The organism is Gordonia sp. (in: high G+C Gram-positive bacteria) (assembly GCF_020438995.1).
Classification (GTDB): Bacteria; Actinomycetota; Actinomycetes; order Mycobacteriales; family Mycobacteriaceae; genus Gordonia.
The window spans coordinates 35,399-55,822 of sequence record NZ_JAGQTN010000078.1 but is presented as its reverse complement, the minus strand read 5'-3'; the positions used below and the strand labels follow the sequence as shown (position 1 = coordinate 55,822).

Sequence of the window (20,424 nt, the reverse complement as noted above, 5' to 3'; positions counted from 1 at the left end):
GACGCGCTCAACGGCGGCGGCTTCGTGTTCGCCTATCTGAATCTGGCGCAACGGCTCACGGCCAAGGTGGGCAGGCTCGATTCGATCCTCATCGTTCCGCGCGACGGTGTCCCCACCGCACAGCTGCGCAGCGAGATCAACCGGATCGTCGACGGCCGCGCCGTCGTCGTCGACCCCGCATTCCGGGCCAAACAGATGGAGACCGCCACTTCGGTGACCCGCGACGCGACGCTGCTGGTGTCGCTGATCTCGCTGGTCATCGCCGCATTCCTGGTGTTCAACACCATGAACATGGCCGTCGCATCGCGGCGCCAGTCGATGGCGATGCTGCGGGCGCTCGGCGCCAAACGCGGGCATCTGGTGATCGACCTGCTCGGCGAGTCCGCGGTGTACGGACTGGTCGGCGGACTCATCGGGGTACCGCTCGGCATCCTGGGCGGCCGTGCGGCCGTGTCGGCCGGGTCCGGCGAGTCTCACGGCGGCATGGTGACGCAGTACCACCTGCCGGTGAGTGCGCCGGTCATCGCGGTCCTGGCGTGCGTGGTGGCGTGCGTGGCGGCGACGATGCTGGCCGCGCGGTCGGTGTTCGCGGTCTCGCCCGTCGAGGCGATGTCGCAGGGCGAGGTCGCCGAATCGGCGGCGCCGCGCAGTATTCTGCGGCAGGTTGCGGGGGTCACCGGGATCGGCGTCATCGCCGGATCGTTCGCGGTGGCATTGCAGGTTCCGGGACGCCCGGCGATCATCGCGGGCGCGGTGTACGCGGTGGGGGTGCTGCTGCTGTGCTTTGCGCTCACCGGGCCGCTGGTGTGGCTGGTGGTGCGGTGTGCGCGCCTGTTCTCCGGCCCCGGGCAGCTCGCCGCCGTCAACACCGAACGCGCGCCGCGCCGGGCGTGGGCGACCCTGATGACCGTCGCGGTGGCGATCGCCGTGGGGATGGGCACCTCCGGGGCGCTGGCCAACATGGTCTCGTCGATGTCCGACTCACTCGACGGGCTCGCCGACCCGGACTTCTACGTGGCATCGCAGCCGCTCGGGCAACTGCCCACCGACCCGCTGCTCTCGCCCGTGATCGCCAAGCAGATCCGGAAGGTGCCGGGCGTGGACGAGGTGACCGACGGCCAGTGGGCCACGGTCAACGTCGGCGAGGCCCGGATCATCGTGCAGGGTCTGACAGCCGGCTCGCTCGCCCCGTTCATGAAGAAGGCGCCGGCCGACGCCCGCCGCGACATGCTGGCCGGGAAGGGGATGGTGTTCTCGAAGGTGCTGGCCCGCACGCTCGATGTCGGCACCGGCGACCGCGTACGGTTGGCCACCCCGACCGGCTACCGCGAGACGACGGTGCTCGCGACCGTCGACTACGTGTCGCTGGACTCGGGAACGGCCGCGATGTCACTGGATCTACTACGCAAGTGGTTCGACCGAGACGGCGCCACCTACCTCCAGGTGACTCTCAAGCCCGGCGCCGACGCCGAACAGGTGCGGACCGAACTCGAGCGGATCGCCGAACAGAATCCGTCGGCGTCCGGTGAGCCCGTCGACGTGCACAGCGGCACCCAGGCGATCGAGTCGTCGAAACAGATCGTCGAGCAGTCGGGGGCGTTCACCGTGGCGATCCAGTGGATCGTGTCGGGCGCGGCGGCGATCGCGCTGCTCAACACGCTGCTGCTGTCGGTGATCGAGCGGCGCCGCGAACTCGGGGTGTTGCGGGCCATGGGCGCCTCCCGCAGGTTCATCTCCCGGATGGTGCTGGCCGAGGCGGCGGCCGTCGCGATCGTCGGCTCGGTAGCGGGACTGCTGTTCGGCGGCGTGCTGCACTGGCTGGCCGACAAGATCCTGGCGGCCACCACCTCCGTCGGTGTCGAGTACTCACCGCAGCCGTCGACGCTGCTGTTCGTGACGATCGCGATGGCGCTGTGTCTGCTCGGCGCCCTGGTGCCGGCGATGCGGGCGGCCAGACTCAACATCAGCGAGTCGATAGCTCAGGAGTGAACTTACCCCCTGCCGGTTTCAAACGATCGCACTGAAAACCGGCAGGGTGGTCAGACCGACTTGCGGCGGGGCTCGGGCGGCTGCTGCGACGGATACACCGGGCCGGTGTGTAGGCGCCGGACGAACGGCAGCGGCGCGGCGGTGGGCCGGACGCGGCGCCTCCGCTGCCACCAGCGTGGCCTCGTGAATTGGGGGCAGCCGCACTGCGCACAGTCAAGACCCGCACGGTGATGTTCGTGCGCGTGGCGCGGATGGCCACAACCGGAACATTCCTCACGGCCTCGCATACCGGCGAGTGTAGTCAGTGAGCACGGTTTATGGTCCGAAGTCTCAGCGTTCTCCCAGGTTGTCGCCCGGACGGTCGACACGCTCGCCGTCGGCGGAAAACTCCAGCCGGACCGGTTCGGAACCCGGCACCTGCGGGTCGATGACGACGGTGGCCACCAGTGCCCGGTCCGGTGGCAACACACGCACCACCACGGACCCCGTCGTCGTGGAGTCGAGCGCGTCGGCGACCGCGGCGAGTACCGAGCCGCGCACCGCGGGGGCGGAGTCGTCGAGTCCGTGCGCGTCGACCAGGACGACTTCGATGCCGCGGCCCCGGGCGCGGGCGGCCGCACCGGCGGTTCCGGGATCGGCGGCGATGATCGGGGCCCGCAGCCGGTCGCGCAGTGACTCCTCCAGGCGTCGGCACCGGTCGCGTTCGGCGTCGGTGAGCGGCTGCGGCCGGGCGATCCGGTTGAGAGTGGGCCGCACCTCCGCGTCGAGATACCGCATCTGTTCGCGGTTCTCCTGGAGCACGGCGAGCGCGGCCACCTGGGCGGCGATCGACTGCATCGAGCGGTTGCGCAGTTCGTAGATGTTCTCGACGGCCGGCCGGATCGTCAGCGAGAACAGGGTGGCCGCCACAAGTGCGGCGATGGTGGTGGACATGAGTCCGACGGCCGCACCGATCCCGCGGTCCGTGTCGACCGTCCACATCGCGCACGCCGCGGTGCAGCCGATCATCAACACCCACGCCGCGGCGGTGCGCCCGCGGATGCTCAGGTAGATGCAGATCGCCGTCACCATCCCCAGCGGCCAGGTCTGCTGGGGAGCGGTGGTCGGCGACGGCGTGGTAGTGAACACCAGGTAGAGGAGTACCGGCACGACCACCGCCATCGCCACGGTCAGCGGCCATGGCAGCGGGTCGGCGGACACGGCCAGCAGCGCCAGGCAGCACAGGGCCAGCACGATCAGCAGCAGAACGCTGGGCCACTGCGGATGCACGTCGCCGGCGACCATGACCACCTGCACCGTCTTGGAGACCAGGAACAGACCCACGATCAGCCACGCCGCCCGGGTCGTCATCCCGAGTAGTCCGCGCACGTTGCCGCCGGCCGCGGTATCCACCGGATACTCGCCGGCCGGTACGCCGAGGCGCCGGCCGATCATCGCGGCGCCGACCAGGCCAGATGGACCGCGGTGCCCGCGCCGGGCCGGGACACGACCTGCGCCGATCCGCCTTCGAGCGCGCGTACGCGCCGGATGATGCTGACCGCCACCCCGAGGCGGTGCGGGGGCACGGCGCCGGGATCGAATCCGCATCCGTCGTCGAGGACGTCGACCGTGAGCGAGTCCACATCGGCGCGGATCGACACGTGCCGGGCGGCGTCGGCACCCGCATGCAGCATCGAGTTGCGGACGGCCTCGCTGACGGCGGCGTCGAGCACGTCCACCACATCCGCGGGGATGGTCAGCGCCGCGGATTCGGGGGATGCGGTGGCGTCCACCCGCGGCGAGAGGTCGACGGCGTGGACGCCGGCGCGCAGCTGGGTCAGGGCCGCGCGGAGCGGGACCATGGTGGCGGGCACCGGCTGCGTGTCGAGCTTGTCCAGGGTGAGCAGCGCCTGCTGGCGCACGGCGTCGTTGTTGCCCTGCCGACCGGCCGCCAGCAAAGTCGAAATCACCCAATCATGAAGCAGCGCATCAATTTTGGTTCGATGAGACTTGCGGGCGAGGGTGGCCGCGGTCCGTGCCGCCGCCGCGTAGGTGCCGGCCCTGGTCTCGTCGAGCAGGCGTGCGGTGCGCAACGTCATCACGCCGGCCGCCACGAACAGCAGGCTGAAGCTCAGCGTGAACATGATCGACAGTGGCAGGATTCCGGCCTTGTCGTCCGGGCGGGCGAGGTACTCGGTGGTGCACGAGAGCACGACGGCCGCGCACAGGTAGGCAATCGTCGTCCGGGCGGGCATCACGACGGCCGCCGCCAGTGCCGCGAACGCCGGGAGCATCGAATACCACAGGGGTACTGTCGAGGACTCGTGGTTCCACGCGATCAGCCAGGTCAGCCCGGCTGCGAGATAGCCGACGGCCGACGTCACCGCTGCCATGCGCGCGAGGTCGCGGCGCCGGACGATCGAGGCGGCCAGCAGGACGACCGGTGGCCCGAACACCGCAGCGACCGCCGGAACCGTCCACCACCCGGCGACGAGATCGGTGTTCGACACGATCGACGGGCTCAGGATCGCCAGATACACCAGGTAGGAGCTGCCGACGAAGATCCCGAACAAGCGGACGATGCGGGTCTGGGCCTCGTTGTCCGGGATCGGGTCGTCGGCGATCGTGGAGCCGGCACCGGTGGTATCGGCGGTGGTGGTCATGGCAGCGCGAATTCGAGTCGGGTGGCATAGGAGGCGGATTCGGTGCCGCCTGCGTCGGGGTCGATGACGGCGGTCGCGACGAGGTCGCGTCCTGGGGGCAGGACCCGGATGATGATCGATCCTCCGGTCACAGTGTCGAGGGCGCAGGCCAGGCGTTCGAGTACGTATTCGCGGTCGGCGGCCGTGGTGTCGTCGAGGCCGTGTCCGTCGACCATGACCACGGTCACTCCGCGTCCACGGGCGCGGGCGGCGGCTTGTGCGGTGCGTTCGTGGCCGGCCAGGATCGGGGCTCGCAGGGCGTCGCGCAGTTGTGCTTCCAGAGCGAGGCATTCGGCGCGTTCGTCGTCGGTCAGCGGGGCTGGATCGGCAATCCGTTCGAGCATCGGCCGGACCCGATGGTTGAGTGCGCGCATCTGCTTGTCGTGTTCGGCGACGGCCGCCAGCGAGGCCACCCGCGCCGCGTTCCGTTCCACCGCACGCTTGCGCGACTGGTAGATATCGGCGGCTGCAGGTCTGACCGTCAAGGCGAATAGTGTTGCCGCGAAAAGTAACCCGAAGTTGTTGGCGCCGATGCTGAGGCCCTGTGCCGCACTGTCGCCGTACCGGTGCGTCCAGAGCATGGCCGCTGCCACCAGCAGGCTCAGGAACAGCCAGGCGCTGCCGATCCGGCCGCGCACACACATGTAGCCCGCGACAGCGGTGAACGCTCCGAACTGCCATGTGTGTTCGGCGCGCGTGAGGGGTAGTGGCGTGCCGATGAAGGACAGGTAGACGACGATCGGGACACACACGAGCGTCACCACGACGGACCACGCCGGCAGCGGGTCGGCGGGGATCTTGAGGAGCCCCGCCGCGCACAGCGCGACCATGATCAGCGATGCCAGACCGGGCAGGAGAGCGCTGCCGTGGTCGACCGAGACGAGGAGTTCGGCGGTCAGCGCGATCAGGAAGAACGCGACCACCAGATGCGCGGTGCGGGTGTTCATACCGAGCAGATCGCGGACATCGCCCGACAAGAATGCGGTGGCCGGCGGCTCGGGCGGCTTCCGGGTGCTCACCGTGTCATCGCGACGAACGCCGGGGGAACCGTACGCAGACCCGGTCCAGCGCAGGTCGACCCTGGTGCCCTCGCCCGGCGCGGTGATCACTTCTGCGGATCCACCGGGCAGTGTGCGCACCCTGCCCAGCACGCTGACCGCCACCCCCAGTCGGTGCGGCGGCACGTCGTCGGGGCTGAATCCGGTGCCGTGGTCGGTGACGGTCGTCCGGACACCATCGCCGGTGATGGACAGCGACACCGTGGTCCGGGCGCCGGGACCCGCATGCAGAATGCTGTTACGCACCGCATCGCTCACCGCGTCATCGATAATGTCGATGACGTCGGTGGGGATATCCGGGGCGTCGGAGTCGATGTGGGTGCTGATGGCTGTGGTCAGGTCGACGTCGAGAACACCGGCGCGCAATTGCGCCATCGCGGTGGCCGCGGGTAGCCGGGACAGCGCGATCGGCCCGGAATCGAGTTTGTCGAGGGTGATCGCCGCCTGTCTGCGGACGGCGGCGGTATTCGCCTGGCGACCGGCCGCCAGCATCGTCGAGATCACCCAGTCGTGTAGCAGTGCGTCGATGTGGCTGCGCTGACTGCGCCGCGCGCCCGCCCCGGCGGCGGCCGCGGCCTCGGCGTAGGTGTTGGCGCGGGTGGCATCCAGGATACGGCCGGTGCGCATCGCGACGATCGCCGCGGACGCGAACAGCAAGGTGAACGAGATGCAGAAGAGCATCGTGGCCGGCAGGTTGTCGGTATACGACGCTTCTCGCGCGAGGTACTGGTATCCGTTGGCGGGAACGGCGCCTGCGATGAGCGTGGTCAACATCCAGCCCGTCGACATGCTGATGGCGGCGGCGACTGTCGCCATCTCGGGGACGATGAAGAACCAGAGGAATTGGGGCACGGGGTGCCCGTCCCAAGCCAGTCCGAAGGATGCGGTCGCCACGACGGGGCCGACGGCGCAGGCCCGCGCCGCCCAATGCATGGCTATCCGGTGACGGGTGAGGGCAGCGGTCAGCAGGACCGCCGAGGGACCGAAGGTGAGTAGGACCGCAGTAGGGGTCCACCACGCGGCGGTATGTTCGGCTGTGCTGACGATCGAGCCGGCCAGCAGCGGCAGATAGCCCAGGCAACCTGCGCCGACGAAGATGGAGAGCAGCCGCTCGATGCGGACTTCGGCGGCCTGATCCGGCCGGGGGTCGGCTACTTGCGGCGACGTCGGCGCTTTCTCGATGACGGGTGTCATGGCATCGCGAATTCCAGGCGGGTGGCCCGCGAGGCGGATTCGGCACCACCGGCATCGGGGTCGATGACGGCGGTCGCGGCGAGGTCACGCCCCGGTGGCAGCACGCGGATGATGATGGATCCGTGGGTCACCGAGTCCAGTGCGCCGGCCATGCTGTCCAGGACGCTGTCGCGGTCGCTGGTTGTGGCGGCGTCGAGGCCATGCCCGTCGACCATCACCACAGTCACCCCGCGTGCGCGGGCGCGGGCGGCGGCTTGTGCGGTGCGTTCGTGGCCGGCCAGGATCGGGGCTCGCAGGGCGTCGCGCAGTTGTGCCTCCAGGGCCAGGCATTCGGTGCGTTCGTCATCGGTGAGCGGGTGCTGGTCGGTGATCCGTTCAAGCATCGGCCGTACCCGCTGGTTCAGTGCGCGCATCTGCTTGTCGTGTTCGGCGACAGCGGCCAGCGAGGCCACCTGTGCCGCGTTGCGTTCGACGGCGCGCCTGCGCAGTGCGTAGATGCTGGCCGCGGCCGGGCGGATCGTGAAGGCGAACAGCGTCGCCATGAACAGTGGCCCGAAGTTGATCGCGCCCAGCGCCAGGCCCTGAGTGGCGCCGTCACCGTACCGCTGTGTCCACACCATGGCCGCGCCCACCACCAGACACAGCAGCAGCCAGGCCGAGCCGGCCCGGCCACGGACGCACATGTAGGTGGCGACGGCAGTGAGCGCCGCGAACTGCCACGTCTGTTCAGGACCGGACGGGGGCAGCGGGGTACCGATGAACGACAGGTACACCCCGATCGGCCCGCAGACGAGAGCGGCCGCGACGTACCGCACCGGAAGCGGGTCGTCGGGGATGCCGAGCAGCCCGACGGCGCCCAGCGCCACCATGATCAGCACCGCCAGGCCGGGCAGCAGATCGCTCCCGTTGCCGACCGAGACGATGAGGTCGGCGGTCAGCGACACCAGGTACAACCCGGCCACCAGATACGCGCTGCGGGTGTTCATTCCGAGCAGGTCGCGGACGTCACCGCCGGCGTGGTGGTCCGCTGCAAGCAGGACTTCGGGGTACGGGCGCGTCGCGTCCGGCGGCTCACGCCGGTTCCGTCTGTTCATGCCGGTGCCGGACCGCGTGTCACGTCGCTAGCGGTGTTGGTCCAGCGCAGATCGACTCTCGTGCCTTCGCCAGGCGCGGTGGTGACCTCGGCCGACCCGCCGGGCAGTGCGCGCAGGCGGCCCAGGATGCTGACCGCTAGCCCGAGCCGGTGCGGTGCGACGTCGGCGGGGTCGAAACCGGTCCCGTCATCGATGACCGTGGCGTCGATTCCATCGGCGGTGATGATCATCGACACCGTCCGGCGGGCGCCCGGGCCGGCGTGCCGAATGCTGTTCCGCACGGCCTCGCAGATCGCGGCGTCGATGATGTCGATGACGTCGGCGGGGATGTCGTTCGCTGCCTCGTCGATGCGGGCGTCGATGGGTTGGGTCAAGTCGACCTCGAGAACCCCGGCGCGCAGCTGGGCCATCGCGGTGGCCGCCGGAACACGGGTCAGCACGATCGGACCGGAGTCGAGTTTGTCGAGGGTGAGCGCGGCCTGTCTGCGGACGGACTCGGTGTTGCCCTGCCGTCCGGCCGCCAGCATCGTCGAGATCACCCAGTCGTGCAGCAGCGCGTCGATATGACTGCGCTGGCTGCGGCGAGCGGTGGCTGCCGCGGCTGCCGCGGCTTCGGCGTAGGTATTGGCGCGGGTGGCGTCCAGGACGCGCCCGGTGCGCATCGCCATGATCGCCGCGGACAGGAACAGCAGGGTGAACGAGAACGCGAACAGCATCGTGACCAGCAGGTTATGGGTGTTCGACGAATCTCGCACGAGGTACTGGTACACGTTGGCGGGTATCGTTGCCGCGATGAGCGTGATGAATGCCCAGCGCGGTGAGATGGTGACCGCCGCGGCCAACGCCGCGAGGCCCGAGATGATCGCGAACCACAGGTAGTCGGGTATCGGGTGCCCGTCCCATGCCGGACCGAAGGACACCGCCGCCACCACAAAGCCGCCGGCCGCCGAGCGTCCCGCCCAGCGCGCCACCGTCCGGTGGCGGGTGAGGGCGGCCACCAGCAACACCACGGCGGGACCGAAGACCAGAAGCAGCGCCGACGGCGTCCACCACGCGGCGGTGTGCTCGGCGGCGTTGCCGATGGCACCGGCCATCAGCGGCAGATAGCCCAGGTAACCTGCGCCGACGAAGATGGAGAACAGCCGCTCGATACGGATTTCGGCGGCCTGATCCGACTGCACAGCGGCGTGATCGGGCTGCGCCGGGGCTATTTGCGGCGTCGCCGGGGAAAGGGTAGCCATCCGTCTTCCAGGGCTCGCCGGTACAGGTCGGTCTTGGTGGATGCGGGTCTGCCGACTTCGGCGTATTTCTGCCGGATGCGGCCGAGGTAGTCGTTGACCGTGTCCGTGGACAGGTTTGTCAGGGATGCCACCCGGGCGGCGGATTCGCCGGACGCGTAGAGACCCAGCACCTCCCGCTGCCGGGGGCTGAGCGCCGCGGCGGTGAACTCGCCGTCACTGTCGACGGCCATTGCCCAGTCCAGCGACCCGACCATCTCCCCGCGGCTGGTGGTGCGGATCGCGTCGATGATGACGGAATCGCGTTCGGCCTTGTTGATGACGCCGAGCACACCCGCCCGCGCGGCGGTCCGCACCAGGTAGGGCTCCTCGCCGGAGGTGAACACGAGGACCTTGGTAATGCCGGCGGCGTGTAGGTCGGTGACGTTGGCGGCGGGCGACGATCCGTCGGGCAGGCGCAGGTCCAGGATGGCCATGTCGACATCGATTTCCAGATCGAGGAGCTCGGCGACGGTCGGTGCGGCCGCGACGATATCCAGGTCGGGTTCGGCCTCCAGAATCTGGCGCAGTCCCGTGATCACAACCGTGTGGTCCTCCACGATGCCTATGCGGCATGCGGTCATCGTTGTCCCTCCGTCACCTCGGTGCGCTTGCCCCGGCGTCTGCGCGCAAATTTTTCGTCAGACCTAGAGCCTAGGTCAGGGCACTGACATCGGGGCCGGACATCGAGGGGTTGGGACATTCGTCCTGGGGGGACGATATTCGTCGTGGGGGAACGATCCGGAAATCTGGTCGTCAACAATTATTGACACGACCGTGGTTGTCAATATAACCTGACAATCATGCACGACGATCCCAGTGACAACGCCACGCAGGCGGACTCCGTTGATGGCGAGTCCTCCGACAATCTGGCCCGGTTGGCCGCCGATGACGACCCGAACCGCGGGCTCGGCGCGGTACGCGCCCTGCGCACCCTCGCCGACCGACTCGAAGAGGTTCAGGTGGCCAACGCGCGGAAAGCGGGCTGGAGCTGGCAACAGATCGCAGACATTCTGCAGGTCAGCCGGCAGGCCGTGCATCAGAAACACGCAAACGAACGCCGGCCCCGAGGGCCGGAAGGAGAAGAAGAACCATGATCGAACGATTCACGCGAGAAGATCGCATGATGCTTGCCTTTGCCGAACAGGAGGCCCGTGACCTCGGCCATCCGGCACTCGGCAACGACCATCTCGTTCTCGGGATGCTCTGCAACGCCCGCGGCCCGCTGTTCGGGCTGCTCGGCGAACGCGGCCTGGCGCTGCCCGGTGCCCGGGCCGTCGTGTCGGCCCACCGAGCCGCCCATCCCGCTGCCGACGCCGACCGCGACGCCGCCGCCGCACGCTACGACGAGGACCGGGACGCACTGCGCGCCATCGGTATCGACCTCGACAAGGTGCGTGAGGCGGTGCGTGGGAAGTTCGGCGACGACCTGTCCGAGGGCTGGGGCGGACGCCCCGGTGGCCGCGGCGACAAGCGCCGGGGCCGTGGCCCCAGGGGCCGCGGCCGACCAGGACCGGGTTTCGGTCCGGGCTGTGGCCCCGAAGGCCCTGAAGGTCCCGAGGGCTTCGGTCCGGGTGGTCACGGGCCCGGTGCACACGGGCCCGGTGGTCACGGACCGGGAGGTTTCGGACCCGGCGGATTCGGACCCGGCGGGCCCGGGCCGCGCGGCTTCGGGGGACCTGAGGGACCCGGCGGTCCCGGTCCCTGGGAGGCCGGCCGGGGACGCCGCGGACCACGCGGCCGCGGCGGCCGTCCGCGTTTCGACGCCGACGCCCGCGCCGCACTGCGTCAGGCGGCCGTCATCGCCCGGGACCGCGGCGACCGCTCGATCACCGCGCAGCACCTGCTGCTCGGCATTATCGACGTCGCCGACGACGCCTCCCGCGCGGTGCTGGCGACGGCGACGGTCACCGTCGAGGAACTGCGCCAGGCGGTCGTCGACTCGATGCCCCCCGTCGGTGCCGACGCCTGACCGGCTCTCAGCCCAGGTCGATCTGGACGGCGTGGGCCCGTTTGCGGGGGATCTGCACGGTGCCCACGCCGCGCAGCGAATAGCCGGTGCAAGTCGTGGTGATCGCGACCGTCGCCCCGGGCACGATGCAGGCGCCGACGAGTTCGGCCATGAACGCGTCGTCGGCCTGCGTGTCCTCGGACACCCAGTGCACCCGTCCCGACACCGGTCTGCTCGCGCGGGGTACGTCCGGCAGCCGGGTGGCCGACGGTGTGGGCATCCGGCTGCTGCCGGGCTCCGGGATCGGATTGCCCCAGGGCGAGACCGGCGGCCCGACAAGTGCCGACGCCGCGCCCTCGGCCGCGTCGTCGCTCATCACCTGGGCCCAGCGGCACGCCTCGGCGTGCGCCGCGAGCACCGGTAGTCCGAGCATGTCGACGAGTATCCGCTCGGCCAGCCGATGTTTGCGAGTCGAGGACACCGCCAGGGCCAGGCCGTCGGAGGTGAGCTCCACCTGCCGGTCGGGGCCCACCCGCACCAGCCCGTCGGCCTGCAGTCGCCCGACCATCTGCGAGACCGTCGGACTCGACAGCCCGAGCCTGTCGCACAGCCTGGCGCGGCGCGCGGGCACACCGTCCTCACCGAGGTTGTAGATGGTCCGCAGGTAGGCGACCGCCGTTTCCGACACCGCGTCGGCGGGCCGGGGCCTGGCTCTGGGGCTGCCTGGCGCCACCGCGTGTCCGGGTGCGGCGGTTAGGGTTGAGTGCTGGTACATACTCACCTGCCGTGTGAAGGGGACTTGGTCGGGACATGCGCATCCTGCTGGTGGAAGACGACCGCAACGTGGCCGAGACCGTCCGGCGGACGCTCGTGTCGCAGGGCTGGGTCGTGGAGGTCACCGGTGACGGGGTATCGGGCCTGAACAGCGCCGTGGGTTCGAAGTTCGACGTGATCGTGCTCGACATCATGCTGCCGGGCCTCAACGGCTACGAGGTGGTTCGCCGGATGCGCGCCGCGAAGGTGTGGACACCGGTGCTCATGCTGACCGCCAAGAGCGGGGAGTACGACCTGGCCGACGCGCTCGATCTCGGCGCCGACGACTATCTCACCAAACCGTTCTCGGTCGTCGTGCTGATCGCCCGGCTGCGTGCTCTGGCCCGCAGGGGGGCGCCCGAACGTCCGGCGGTCCTGTCCGCCGGCGACCTCCATCTCGACCCGGCCGCACATACCGTCCATCGCGGCGATACCGAATTGGGTTTGACACCAAGGGAATTCGCGGTCCTGGAGGATCTCATGCGACATAAGGGGCAGGTCCGGTCCAAAGCCGACATCCTCGCCTCCGTATGGGACGCGGAAGTCGGTGGCGACGACAACCTGGTCGAGGTCTACATCAGTTACCTCCGCAGGCGCGTCGATGCGCCGTTCGGCCGCAAGGCGATAGAGACGGTCCGTGGGCACGGCTATCGGCTGGCCGCCGACGGTGGTGCGCACACCTCCTGAAAAGTATTCCGGTGCAACTAGATTCGCCGTGGTAGTCATTCGGGAACCCTTGTGGTGTCCGCAACCGCCTCGGTGTCAGGGAATTTCGGGGCAGGGAATTCCGGTTCGGGGGATTCCGGTTCGGCCCGGCCGTCGTCGTCCGGGGTCTGCGGTGCCAGCGGCAGCGTGATCGTGAAAGCGGCACCGTCGCCCGGATTGTCGGCGACGGACACGGTTCCGCCGTGGGCGCGCACGATCTCGGTCACGATCGCCAGGCCGAGGCCCGAACCGCCCTGCCCGCGGTCGCGCGAGTCGTCGAGGCGGACGAACCGGTCGAACACCCGGGCCTTGTCGGCGTCGGCGATGCCCGGACCGTCGTCGGCCACGGTGACCGTCACCCGGTGCCGGTGTTCGTCACGGGACATGCTGAACGACAACTGGTTTCGCGTGTGCCGGGCCGCATTGTCTGCGATGTTGCGGATGGCCCGGGTGAGCGTGCCGGGGTCGCCGTCGACGCGGGCCGCCACGATCGCCGACGACACTGCGGCCGGGGACAGCGCCCGCATCCGGGCCACCTCGGCACGCACCAGGTCATCGAGGTCGACCGGTTGCGTCCTAGCGCGCATACCGTGCTCGTCGGCACGGGCCAGGGTCAGCATGTCCTCGACGAGCCGTCCGAGCCGCTGTGCGTCCGGCAGCATGATCGTCTCTACGGTGTCGACGTCGATTGGTTGCCCGGTGGCGCGGGACAGGTCGAGCAGGCCGACGAGAGTGGTGAGCGGGCTGTTCAATTCGTGCGAGGCATCGTTGACGAACTGCAATTGCCGTGCCCGGGAATGCTCGATGCGTTCGAGCATCGCGTTCATGGTGCCCGCCAGTTCGGCGATCTCGTCACCGGTGTCCGGCACGGTCAGCCGCCTGCTGGTGTCTCCGCCGGAGATCGCATCGGCCTGCCTGCGGATGGATTCGACGGGCCGCAGCGCCCTGCCGACCAGGAAGTAGGTGAGCAGCGCGACCCCGATGATGATGCCGGGGAACACCAGGCAGATGGTGTACCCGACCGTGAGGACCGAGGTGGTTATCGGCCCCTGGTCGGTGGTCACGAGCACGGTGAGCGGGCCGTCGGGGGTCTGCACCCCCACCGCGTTGACGGTGTACCGGTAGTCGTACCGGCCGATCACCTCGATATTGCGGACGACCTTGGTACGTCCTGGCGGCAGGCTCGCCAGCAGCGGCCGGACCCCCACCACGCTGGACTTCTGAACCTCGCCGGCGGCATCGATGATGACCACGTCGGCGACGTTGGGTGCCCTGGCCAGCATCATCGGCGTCATCGCGTTCAGGCCGTCGGCCTCGAGCGCCTCGGCGAGCTGATGCGCCCTGGTCGCACCCGCCGATTCGGCGTCGCGGATCAGGATGCGGTGCATCGTCAGCAACATGCCGGCCGCGGCCAGTGCCATCGCGACGGTCACCACGGCCGTGGCCACCAGCGTGAGCCGGGTGCGGACAGGACTGAGCCACCTGCGGGCGCCGGGCCCGCTGCTGTCGGTGGTGGACGGCACGTCGCCGACAGTAGGTCGGCCTCCGGTCTGGCCGCCACCGGTTCTCAGGATTCGCTAAGAACCGTCACTGCCGGCCATCTGGGTCCCGAGGCCGAACTCCTTGATCCCTGAGGCCGAAGCGACGAAGGCGCGAGGGACGCGTTGGGGCCGGTGAGGTTCACCCCTGACACCACCACGGCCACGAACAACACTCACCCCACGAGCAGCGCCACCGCCGTCGCCACCGACCACAGCAGCATCGCCCTGCCGGTGGTGGCCAGCGACACGATCAGCGCCGGCCCGATGCCGCCGGTGCGCACCGGCCCGGAGGCGACCCAGATCAGAGGTGCGGCGAACAGACCGATGAGCGCCCACCACGTCACCCCGGCCAGGGCCACGGACACGACCAGCGGCACCGTCAGCAACGTGCCGAACAGGATGCGGGTGCGGGCGTCACCGAGCCGCACGGCCAGGGTGATCTTGCCCGATTCGGTGTCCGAGGGGATGTCACGGAGGTTGTTGACCACCAGCACGGCGCTGGAGAAGCAGCCGACGGCGATCGCGCACACCAGCCCCACCCAGTCGACGGTGTCGGCGGTGACGAACTGCGTGCCCAGCACCGCGACGAGGCCGAAGAACACGAACACCGCCACCTCACCGAAGCCGAGGTAGCCGTACGGGGAGCTGCCGCCGGTGTAGAACCAGGCCCCTGCGATACATACCGCGCCGACCGCGACCAGCCACCACGCGGTACTGATCGCCAGCACCAGCCCGCACATCGCGGCCACCCCGAAGCACACGAAAGCGGTGCGTTTGACCGCCGCGGGCGCGGCCGCACCCGATCCGACCAGCCGCATCGGGCCGACCCTGTCGTCGTCGGTGCCGCGGATCCCGTCGGAGTAGTCGTTGGCGTAGTTGACGCCGACGATCAGCGACAGCGCCACCAGCAGCGCGAGCCCCGCCCGCCACCAGGACAGATCGCCCGCCGAGAGATCACCCGCGGCGTGTGCGGCGGCGCCGACGCCCGCGACGACGGGTGCGATCGCGTTCGGAAGGGTGTGCGGGCGTGCGCCCTGGATCCACTGCTGTGCGGTAGCCACGAACCGATCCTTACACGCGCCGGGCCACCTCACGACACCGGGAGACACGGCCCGGGGAGAAAAAGCACCGCGAAAAATGGCACCGGGAGACACGAGACACGCCGCGACACGCGGAACGGGTGAATCGGGTAGCGCTTTCGCGGCGGGCATGGCACACTATGTGAAGTCTCTTCCCGGAGACTTGCGCCCTGCCTGCATCCCCCCCAAGTCGGCAGGGCGCTTCTCCGTTTCCGGACCCTTTTCCGGTCCTGGCACCCGGCTTTCCGTTTCTGGCGCAACTGCGCCGGTCAGCCGTTCCCGCAGTGCGGCCCGGTCGGGTTTGCCCGGCCCCCGCATCGGCAGGGTGTCGACGACGATCACCTCGCGCGGCGCGGCGAATCGGTCGAGCCGAGCGGTCACGAGCTCGATGATCAGGTTCGGGTCCACGGCCCCGGCCTCGGATTCGACGAGCACCGCCACCACCTTCTCGCCGAGCCGCGGGTCGGGCAGGCCCAGCACCACGCATTCGGCGACCGACGGATCGGCCGCGATGGCCTCCTCCACCACCTCGGGCAGCACCGTGAGCCCACCCGTGCTGATGGCCTGATCGGCCCGCCCGACGACCCGCAGCAGTCCGGATTCGACGATCCCGAGATCGTCGGTACGAAACCACCGGTGCTCCCCGGAGGAAGGCCCCCCGGAGGAATCCCTGGAGAGGTATTGCCCGAACGACGGGTGGTGCGGCAGATTGCGGTAGCCGTCGGCGACCATCGGACCACCGAGCCAAATACGTCCGGCGCCGCCGTCTCCGGGGCCTTCGATCCGCACCTCGACCCCGTCGAGGGGAAAACCGTCATAGACGCAGCCGCCGGCGGTCTCGCTCATCCCGTACGTGCACACGATCGCCAGACCCTCATCGATCGCTTTGCGCCGCAACAATTCCGGGGTTGCGGCCCCGCCCACGAGGATGGCGTCGAATGTCCGGGCGGCGTCGGTGGCCGCCGGTGACGCCAGCACCTTGATCAACTGGGTGGGCACCAGCGATGTGTACCGACGCACGCCGTCGAGCTCGCCGGTGGAGCGGACGAAGTCGTCGACCCCGAAGCCGTCGCGCACGTCGATGACGCGGGGACGGTACCCGGCACCGATTGCCCGCAGCAGCACCTGCAGCCCGGCGATGTGATGCGGTGGCAGAGTGAGCAGCCAATTGCCCGGTCCGCCGAGAAAAGCCTCGGTGGCTCGGGCCGAGGCGCGCAGGGTCGCCGCGGTGTGCTGAGCGCCTTTCGGGATGCCGGTCGAACCGGATGTCGAGATCACCAATGTCACGTCGTCGCCGATCGGTTCGCCGGCGCCGAGGGCGGCGCACAACCGGGCCGCGGCCGCGGCGTCGCCGGGCACCGGCAGGACGGCTCGGGTGGCGCCGTGCTCGAGGAGCCCGGCGAGCGTGTCCGTGTGGGCCAGGACTTCCGGTGCGCCTACCAGCTCCAGCGGGTGCAGCCGGTTCAGTGGCCGTCTCCGGACTCGCCGGGACCCTCGCCGTCCTCGAGGGGTTCGGGTGACGCGTTCGGGGTGATGGTGTCGGCGAGCGGTTCGTCGTCGAACGGCCAGCCGGCCACGACGAGCAACTGCCGCACCCGGGCGATGTCGACGGCGTGGGGGAGCTCGTCGGTGACCTTGGTTATCTTGACTCCCGCGTCGATCTTGGAGATCGGTTCGAGATGCCGCAGGGAGTCGTCGATCAGGTCGGAGGTCACCTGGTCGAGTTCATCGTCGGAAAGTTGTCGGCGCAGCAGTGCCACGAGCGGAATGTAGTCGCCCTGGGGTACCCCGTTGGGGTAGCCGGCCCGCAACCATTCGACGACTTTCATGAGTAGCTGTGGTCGGTCCATGATCGCCTCCCTTCTTCGTACCTGGGATTTGTTGTACTCGGTTCACGGGCTGGGGCGTGTCCGGGCCGGTGTCTGACATCGTGTCCGGTTCGGATGCTTGTCATCCCAGTACACACCCTTGCGGTGCCGACCGCCGGAATCGGGCAGTGACAACAGTTCGGCGCCGACCCTCACGGGGTCGGCGCCGAACTGTTCCTGTCCTAGTACCAGGCGTCAGGGAAGACTCTGACGCCCAGATGGAAGTCGAGGGTGTGTCGGCACACCCAGAGGATGCCGACAGCGATGACGACCACGACCAGCCCGAACAGGACGTAAGCGGCGGCCTTGCGGACCGGATCGGGGGCCGTCACCGTGCCATCGGCGTGCTCGTTGCCCATACCGACGGCGTGCAGGCGTAGGCCGACCGCGAAGATCGCGGGCAGTCCCGCTCCGAGCATCAGACCCACGATGAGCACTCGGGCGATGGATTCGACTATGTGCATGGTGCTTTCAATCCTTAGCTGATCGCGCGGGGTCAGACCGACGCAGGACGGGTCGCGGGCTCTTCACCCGCGGGGACGGTGGTACCGCTGCCGTCCTCCCAGTCGTCGGTCACGTTGTTGTGGTCGACCTTGTTCTGCTGTGCGCGCCAGTACATGTAAGCGGAAGCGGCCACGAGGATCGCGAAGATCGTGATGGCGCCGTAGACGTCGCCGATAAGGTGACCGAGCCAGAAGCACAGGGCACCCACCGTTGCGGCGGCCGGAACCGTGGTCACCCAGGCGACCGCCATGCGGCCCGCGACGCTCCAGCGCACCTCGGCGCCCTTCTTGCCGACGCCGGTGCCCAAGATCGAGCCGGTGGCGACGTGGGTGGTCGACAGTGCCATACCCGCGGTGGAGGAGGTCAGGATGATCGCGGCCGAGGATGCGTCGGCGGCGAAGCCCTGCGGCGAGCTGATCTCCACCAGGCCCTTACCCAGGGTGCGGATGATGCGCCAGCCACCGAGGTAGGTACCCAGGGCGATGGCGAACGCACAGGTCAGGACCACCCAGATCGGCAACCCGCTGGAGACGGTGCGCGCATCCAGATGATTGGTGGCGATGAGGGCGAGGGCGATGACACCCATGGTCTTCTGCGCGTCGCCGGTGCCGTGCGAGAGGGCGAGCAGGGACGCGGTGGCGCGCTGGCCATAGCGGAATCCGGCGTCCCGGTTCTTCTCAGCGATCGAACTGGTGATCTTGAAGATGATCCATGTGCTGGTGGCGGCGACAATGCAGGCGATCACCGGCGCGGCCAGGCCGGGGACCAGGATTTTGTGGGTGATGCCGGCCCAGTTGATGCCGCCGAACCCGATGGCGGCCAGGCCTGAACCGATAAGTCCGCCGAACAGTGCGTGCGAGGAACTCGACGGCAGGCCGAACAGCCAGGTGAACAGATTCCACAGGATGCCGCCGATGAGTCCGGCGAAGATGATCAGCAGCGCCTTCTGGGCGTCGAGTCCTGCGACCAGCTCGCCGGCTCCGTCGCCCTTGGTCTCCTGGATCTTCAGTACGTCCTTGGTGATGGTTGCCGCCACCTCGACCGACAGCAGCGCGCCGATGAGGTTGAGGATCGCGGCGACGGTGACCGCGGTCTTGGGTTTGAAGGCTCCGGTGGCGATCGAGGTCGCCATGGCGTTGCCGGTGTCGTGGAATCCGTTGGTGAAGTCGAAACCGAGTGCCGTGATGACGAGCAGCACCAGAATAAGCATCTCTGAGCTCATGCGATCATCATGCTGTGTGACGCGCTCTGGCACCTAACTTCGGGAAAGCCAAAAGACCCCATTTGACGTGCGTGTTTGCTCTATCGCGCCAGGTGTTCACCGACTGTTCACGTTCCGTCGGCCAAGTGGAAATCTTCCGGTGGATGACCCGGGGACTTTGGTCCTGCGCCGTTGGTCTCGTGGCCGCCTCGTCGGCGTCCGAAAGTCGCCGACCGACCGCTCGTACGGGTGCCGACCGACCGCTCGTACGGCTGTGGAAGAATGCGTGTGCATGACGCCAACTGCTGCCCCGATGAAGCTCGGCATGCCGATCAACTACGCCGGCGACTTCCGCGAGACCATCGACCACCTCGCCGACTTCGAGCGGGCGGGTGTCGGCAGGGTCACGGTGCCGGAGGCCTACAGCTTCGACGCGGTCAGTCAGCTCGGCTACATCGCGGCGCGTACCGAGAAGATGGAACTGCAGACCGGCATCCTGCCGATGTTCTCGCGTACCCCCACCAACCTGGCGATAACCGCGGCCGGCCTGGACTACATCTCCGGCGGCCGCGCGATCCTGGGTATCGGGGCGTCCGGTCCTCAGGTCATCGAAGGCTTCCACGGGGTGCCCTATAACGCGCCTCTCGGCCGCGCCCGCGAGCACGTCGAGATCTGCCGCAAGGTGTGGCGGCGCGAGCCGGTGACCTTCGACGGTAAGCACTACCACTTGCCGCTCGGCCCCGAGCATGGCGGGTCGGGCCTGGGTAAGGCCTTGAAGATCATCAACCATCCGGTGCGGGATCGCATCCCGATGCTGCTCGCCGCCATCGGCCCCAAGAACACCGAGTTGGCCGCCGAGCTCTTCGAGGAATTCCAGCCGTTCTTGTTCCATCCCGGGTACGTCGATGCCGCGTTCGGGGAGGCTCTCGAGGCCGGCAAGGCCAAGCGCAGCCCGGACCTCCCGCCGCTACGCATCGTGGTCAACGCCGCCGCGCTGATCACCGACGACGCCGAGCAGATCGAGCATGCCAACCAACTCGTCCGCAATCACTGCGCGCTGTACATCGGCGGCATGGGCGCCCGCGGCAAGAACTTCTACAACTCACTGGCCGTGCGTTACGGATTCGTCGACGAGGCCAAGCTGATCCAGGATCTGTATCTGGACGGTAAGAAGGCCGAGGCCGCCGCAGCCGTGCCTCAGGATCTGGTGGATTCGACCGCCCTGATCGGGCCCAGATCGCAGGTGGCCGAGCGGGTCGAGGCCTTCCGCGCCGCGGGTGTGGGGGTGCTCCTGGCCGCGCCGGCGGCCGGGACGCACGCCGAGCGCGTCGAGGACATGGAGATCCTGCGCGAGTTGATCGGCTGAGCGCGAGGCCGCCACTGAAGCCGAAAGCAGGGTGAGATGGTCGGCGAGATTTGGGGGTTGACCTGCCGATCCTGTGCTACTTTTGTCGCGCCATCGCTGATGG

General features: G+C 68.9%; 18 protein-coding genes. 5 read left to right on the top strand and 13 right to left on the bottom strand.

All coding sequences use genetic code 11. The annotated features are described in order from the left end of the window. On the top strand, positions 1–1,989 hold a 1,989-nt coding region (locus tag KDB67_RS06875), incomplete at its 5' end, for an ABC transporter permease (protein ID WP_291014019.1). A gap of 330 nt (positions 1,990–2,319) precedes the next feature. Here the strand turns inward: KDB67_RS06875 and KDB67_RS06870 are convergent. The 6 genes from KDB67_RS06870 to KDB67_RS06845 are packed head-to-tail and all read right to left on the bottom strand — an operon-like array spanning position 2,320 to position 9,877. Beyond that, a complete protein-coding gene (locus KDB67_RS06870; RefSeq protein ID WP_291014017.1) occupies positions 2,320–3,423 on the bottom strand; it encodes a hypothetical protein in 1,104 nt (367 codons plus the stop codon). Beyond that, positions 3,420–4,631 (bottom strand): ATP-binding protein, encoded by a 1,212-nt coding sequence (locus tag KDB67_RS06865; RefSeq protein WP_291014014.1) that lies wholly within the window; start codon positions 4,629–4,631, stop codon positions 3,420–3,422. Before KDB67_RS06865 ends, KDB67_RS06870 begins: the two co-directional genes overlap by 4 nt. Continuing rightward, positions 4,628–6,922 carry an ATP-binding protein gene (locus KDB67_RS06860; RefSeq protein ID WP_291014012.1) on the bottom strand — a complete coding sequence of 765 codons (2,295 nt, stop codon included), beginning with the start codon at positions 6,920–6,922 and terminating at the stop codon, positions 4,628–4,630. Before KDB67_RS06860 ends, KDB67_RS06865 begins: the two co-directional genes overlap by 4 nt. Then, positions 6,919–8,016, bottom strand: a complete 1,098-nt coding sequence (locus KDB67_RS06855; RefSeq protein WP_291014010.1) for a hypothetical protein — start codon at positions 8,014–8,016, stop codon at positions 6,919–6,921. Before KDB67_RS06855 ends, KDB67_RS06860 begins: the two co-directional genes overlap by 4 nt. Further along, the gene (locus KDB67_RS06850; protein ID WP_291014008.1) at positions 8,013–9,257 is read right to left on the bottom strand and encodes an ATP-binding protein; all 1,245 of its coding nucleotides are present in this window, start codon (positions 9,255–9,257) and stop codon (positions 8,013–8,015) included. The genes KDB67_RS06855 and KDB67_RS06850 overlap by 4 nt, the downstream gene beginning before the upstream one ends. Beyond that, positions 9,224–9,877, bottom strand: a complete 654-nt coding sequence (locus KDB67_RS06845; protein ID WP_291014006.1) for a response regulator transcription factor — start codon at positions 9,875–9,877, stop codon at positions 9,224–9,226. The genes KDB67_RS06850 and KDB67_RS06845 overlap by 34 nt, the downstream gene beginning before the upstream one ends. Before the next feature lie 219 nt (positions 9,878–10,096). On the opposite strand from KDB67_RS06845, the gene KDB67_RS06840 reads away from it, so the two are divergent. Together KDB67_RS06840 and KDB67_RS06835 are read left to right on the top strand one after the other, a co-directional pair. After that, complete coding sequence (locus KDB67_RS06840; protein WP_291014004.1) at positions 10,097–10,390, top strand: helix-turn-helix domain-containing protein; 294 nt, start codon at positions 10,097–10,099, stop codon at positions 10,388–10,390. Continuing rightward, the gene (locus KDB67_RS06835) at positions 10,387–11,265 is read left to right on the top strand and encodes a Clp protease N-terminal domain-containing protein (RefSeq protein WP_291014001.1); all 879 of its coding nucleotides are present in this window, start codon (positions 10,387–10,389) and stop codon (positions 11,263–11,265) included. The genes KDB67_RS06840 and KDB67_RS06835 overlap by 4 nt, the downstream gene beginning before the upstream one ends. Before the next feature lie 7 nt (positions 11,266–11,272). Here the strand turns inward: KDB67_RS06835 and KDB67_RS06830 are convergent, their stop codons facing one another. Continuing rightward, positions 11,273–11,977 carry a metal-dependent transcriptional regulator gene (locus KDB67_RS06830; RefSeq protein ID WP_291013998.1) on the bottom strand — a complete coding sequence of 235 codons (705 nt, stop codon included), beginning with the start codon at positions 11,975–11,977 and terminating at the stop codon, positions 11,273–11,275. A gap of 77 nt (positions 11,978–12,054) precedes the next feature. Between KDB67_RS06830 and KDB67_RS06825 the strand changes: the two genes are divergently transcribed. Next, positions 12,055–12,744 (top strand): response regulator transcription factor, encoded by a 690-nt coding sequence (locus KDB67_RS06825; RefSeq protein WP_291013996.1) that lies wholly within the window; start codon positions 12,055–12,057, stop codon positions 12,742–12,744. A 35-nt stretch (positions 12,745–12,779) separates the two neighbouring features. On the opposite strand, the gene KDB67_RS06820 is transcribed toward KDB67_RS06825, so the two are convergent. From KDB67_RS06820 to KDB67_RS06795, 6 genes are all read right to left on the bottom strand, one after another. Beyond that, a complete protein-coding gene (locus KDB67_RS06820; RefSeq protein ID WP_291013994.1) occupies positions 12,780–14,285 on the bottom strand; it encodes a HAMP domain-containing sensor histidine kinase in 1,506 nt (501 codons plus the stop codon). Between the two features lie 191 nt (positions 14,286–14,476). Then, a complete protein-coding gene (locus KDB67_RS06815; protein ID WP_291013992.1) occupies positions 14,477–15,364 on the bottom strand; it encodes a 1,4-dihydroxy-2-naphthoate polyprenyltransferase in 888 nt (295 codons plus the stop codon). Between the two features lie 156 nt (positions 15,365–15,520). After that, positions 15,521–16,804, bottom strand: coding sequence for an o-succinylbenzoate--CoA ligase (gene menE / locus KDB67_RS06810; protein WP_291014026.1), 1,284 nt, complete (start codon positions 16,802–16,804; stop codon positions 15,521–15,523). 41 nt (positions 16,805–16,845) lie between these two features. Then, on the bottom strand, positions 16,846–17,232 hold the full coding sequence (locus KDB67_RS06805) for a DUF3349 domain-containing protein (protein WP_291013990.1): 387 nt from the start codon (positions 17,230–17,232) through the stop codon (positions 16,846–16,848). Positions 17,233–17,432: 200 nt separating this feature from the next. Next, positions 17,433–17,714: a hypothetical protein gene (locus KDB67_RS06800; protein WP_291013988.1), complete on the bottom strand. Its 282-nt coding sequence runs from the start codon at positions 17,712–17,714 to the stop codon at positions 17,433–17,435. 32 nt (positions 17,715–17,746) lie between these two features. Further along, on the bottom strand, positions 17,747–18,976 hold the full coding sequence (locus KDB67_RS06795; RefSeq protein WP_291013986.1) for an inorganic phosphate transporter: 1,230 nt from the start codon (positions 18,974–18,976) through the stop codon (positions 17,747–17,749). A gap of 292 nt (positions 18,977–19,268) precedes the next feature. Here KDB67_RS06795 and KDB67_RS06790 point away from each other — a divergent pair, with 292 nt between their 5' ends. Continuing rightward, positions 19,269–20,321, top strand: a complete 1,053-nt coding sequence (locus KDB67_RS06790; protein ID WP_291014024.1) for an LLM class F420-dependent oxidoreductase — start codon at positions 19,269–19,271, stop codon at positions 20,319–20,321. Positions 20,322–20,424 lie beyond the last annotated feature (103 nt).

Coding starts and splice junctions, on each gene's coding strand:
- KDB67_RS06870 (WP_291014017.1), bottom strand. CDS start 3,423: ATGATCGGCCGGCGCCTCGGCGTACCGGCCGGCGAGTATCCGGTGGAT.
- KDB67_RS06865 (WP_291014014.1), bottom strand. CDS start 4,631: ATGACCACCACCGCCGATACCACCGGTGCCGGCTCCACGATCGCCGAC.
- KDB67_RS06860 (WP_291014012.1), bottom strand. CDS start 6,922: ATGACACCCGTCATCGAGAAAGCGCCGACGTCGCCGCAAGTAGCCGAC.
- KDB67_RS06855 (WP_291014010.1), bottom strand. CDS start 8,016: ATGAACAGACGGAACCGGCGTGAGCCGCCGGACGCGACGCGCCCGTAC.
- KDB67_RS06850 (WP_291014008.1), bottom strand. CDS start 9,257: ATGGCTACCCTTTCCCCGGCGACGCCGCAAATAGCCCCGGCGCAGCCC.
- KDB67_RS06845 (WP_291014006.1), bottom strand. CDS start 9,877: ATGACCGCATGCCGCATAGGCATCGTGGAGGACCACACGGTTGTGATC.
- KDB67_RS06840 (WP_291014004.1), top strand. CDS start 10,097: ATGCACGACGATCCCAGTGACAACGCCACGCAGGCGGACTCCGTTGAT.
- KDB67_RS06835 (WP_291014001.1), top strand. CDS start 10,387: ATGATCGAACGATTCACGCGAGAAGATCGCATGATGCTTGCCTTTGCC.
- KDB67_RS06825 (WP_291013996.1), top strand. CDS start 12,055: ATGCGCATCCTGCTGGTGGAAGACGACCGCAACGTGGCCGAGACCGTC.
- KDB67_RS06805 (WP_291013990.1), bottom strand. CDS start 17,232: ATGGACCGACCACAGCTACTCATGAAAGTCGTCGAATGGTTGCGGGCC.
- KDB67_RS06800 (WP_291013988.1), bottom strand. CDS start 17,714: ATGCACATAGTCGAATCCATCGCCCGAGTGCTCATCGTGGGTCTGATG.
- KDB67_RS06795 (WP_291013986.1), bottom strand. CDS start 18,976: ATGAGCTCAGAGATGCTTATTCTGGTGCTGCTCGTCATCACGGCACTC.
- KDB67_RS06790 (WP_291014024.1), top strand. CDS start 19,269: ATGAAGCTCGGCATGCCGATCAACTACGCCGGCGACTTCCGCGAGACC.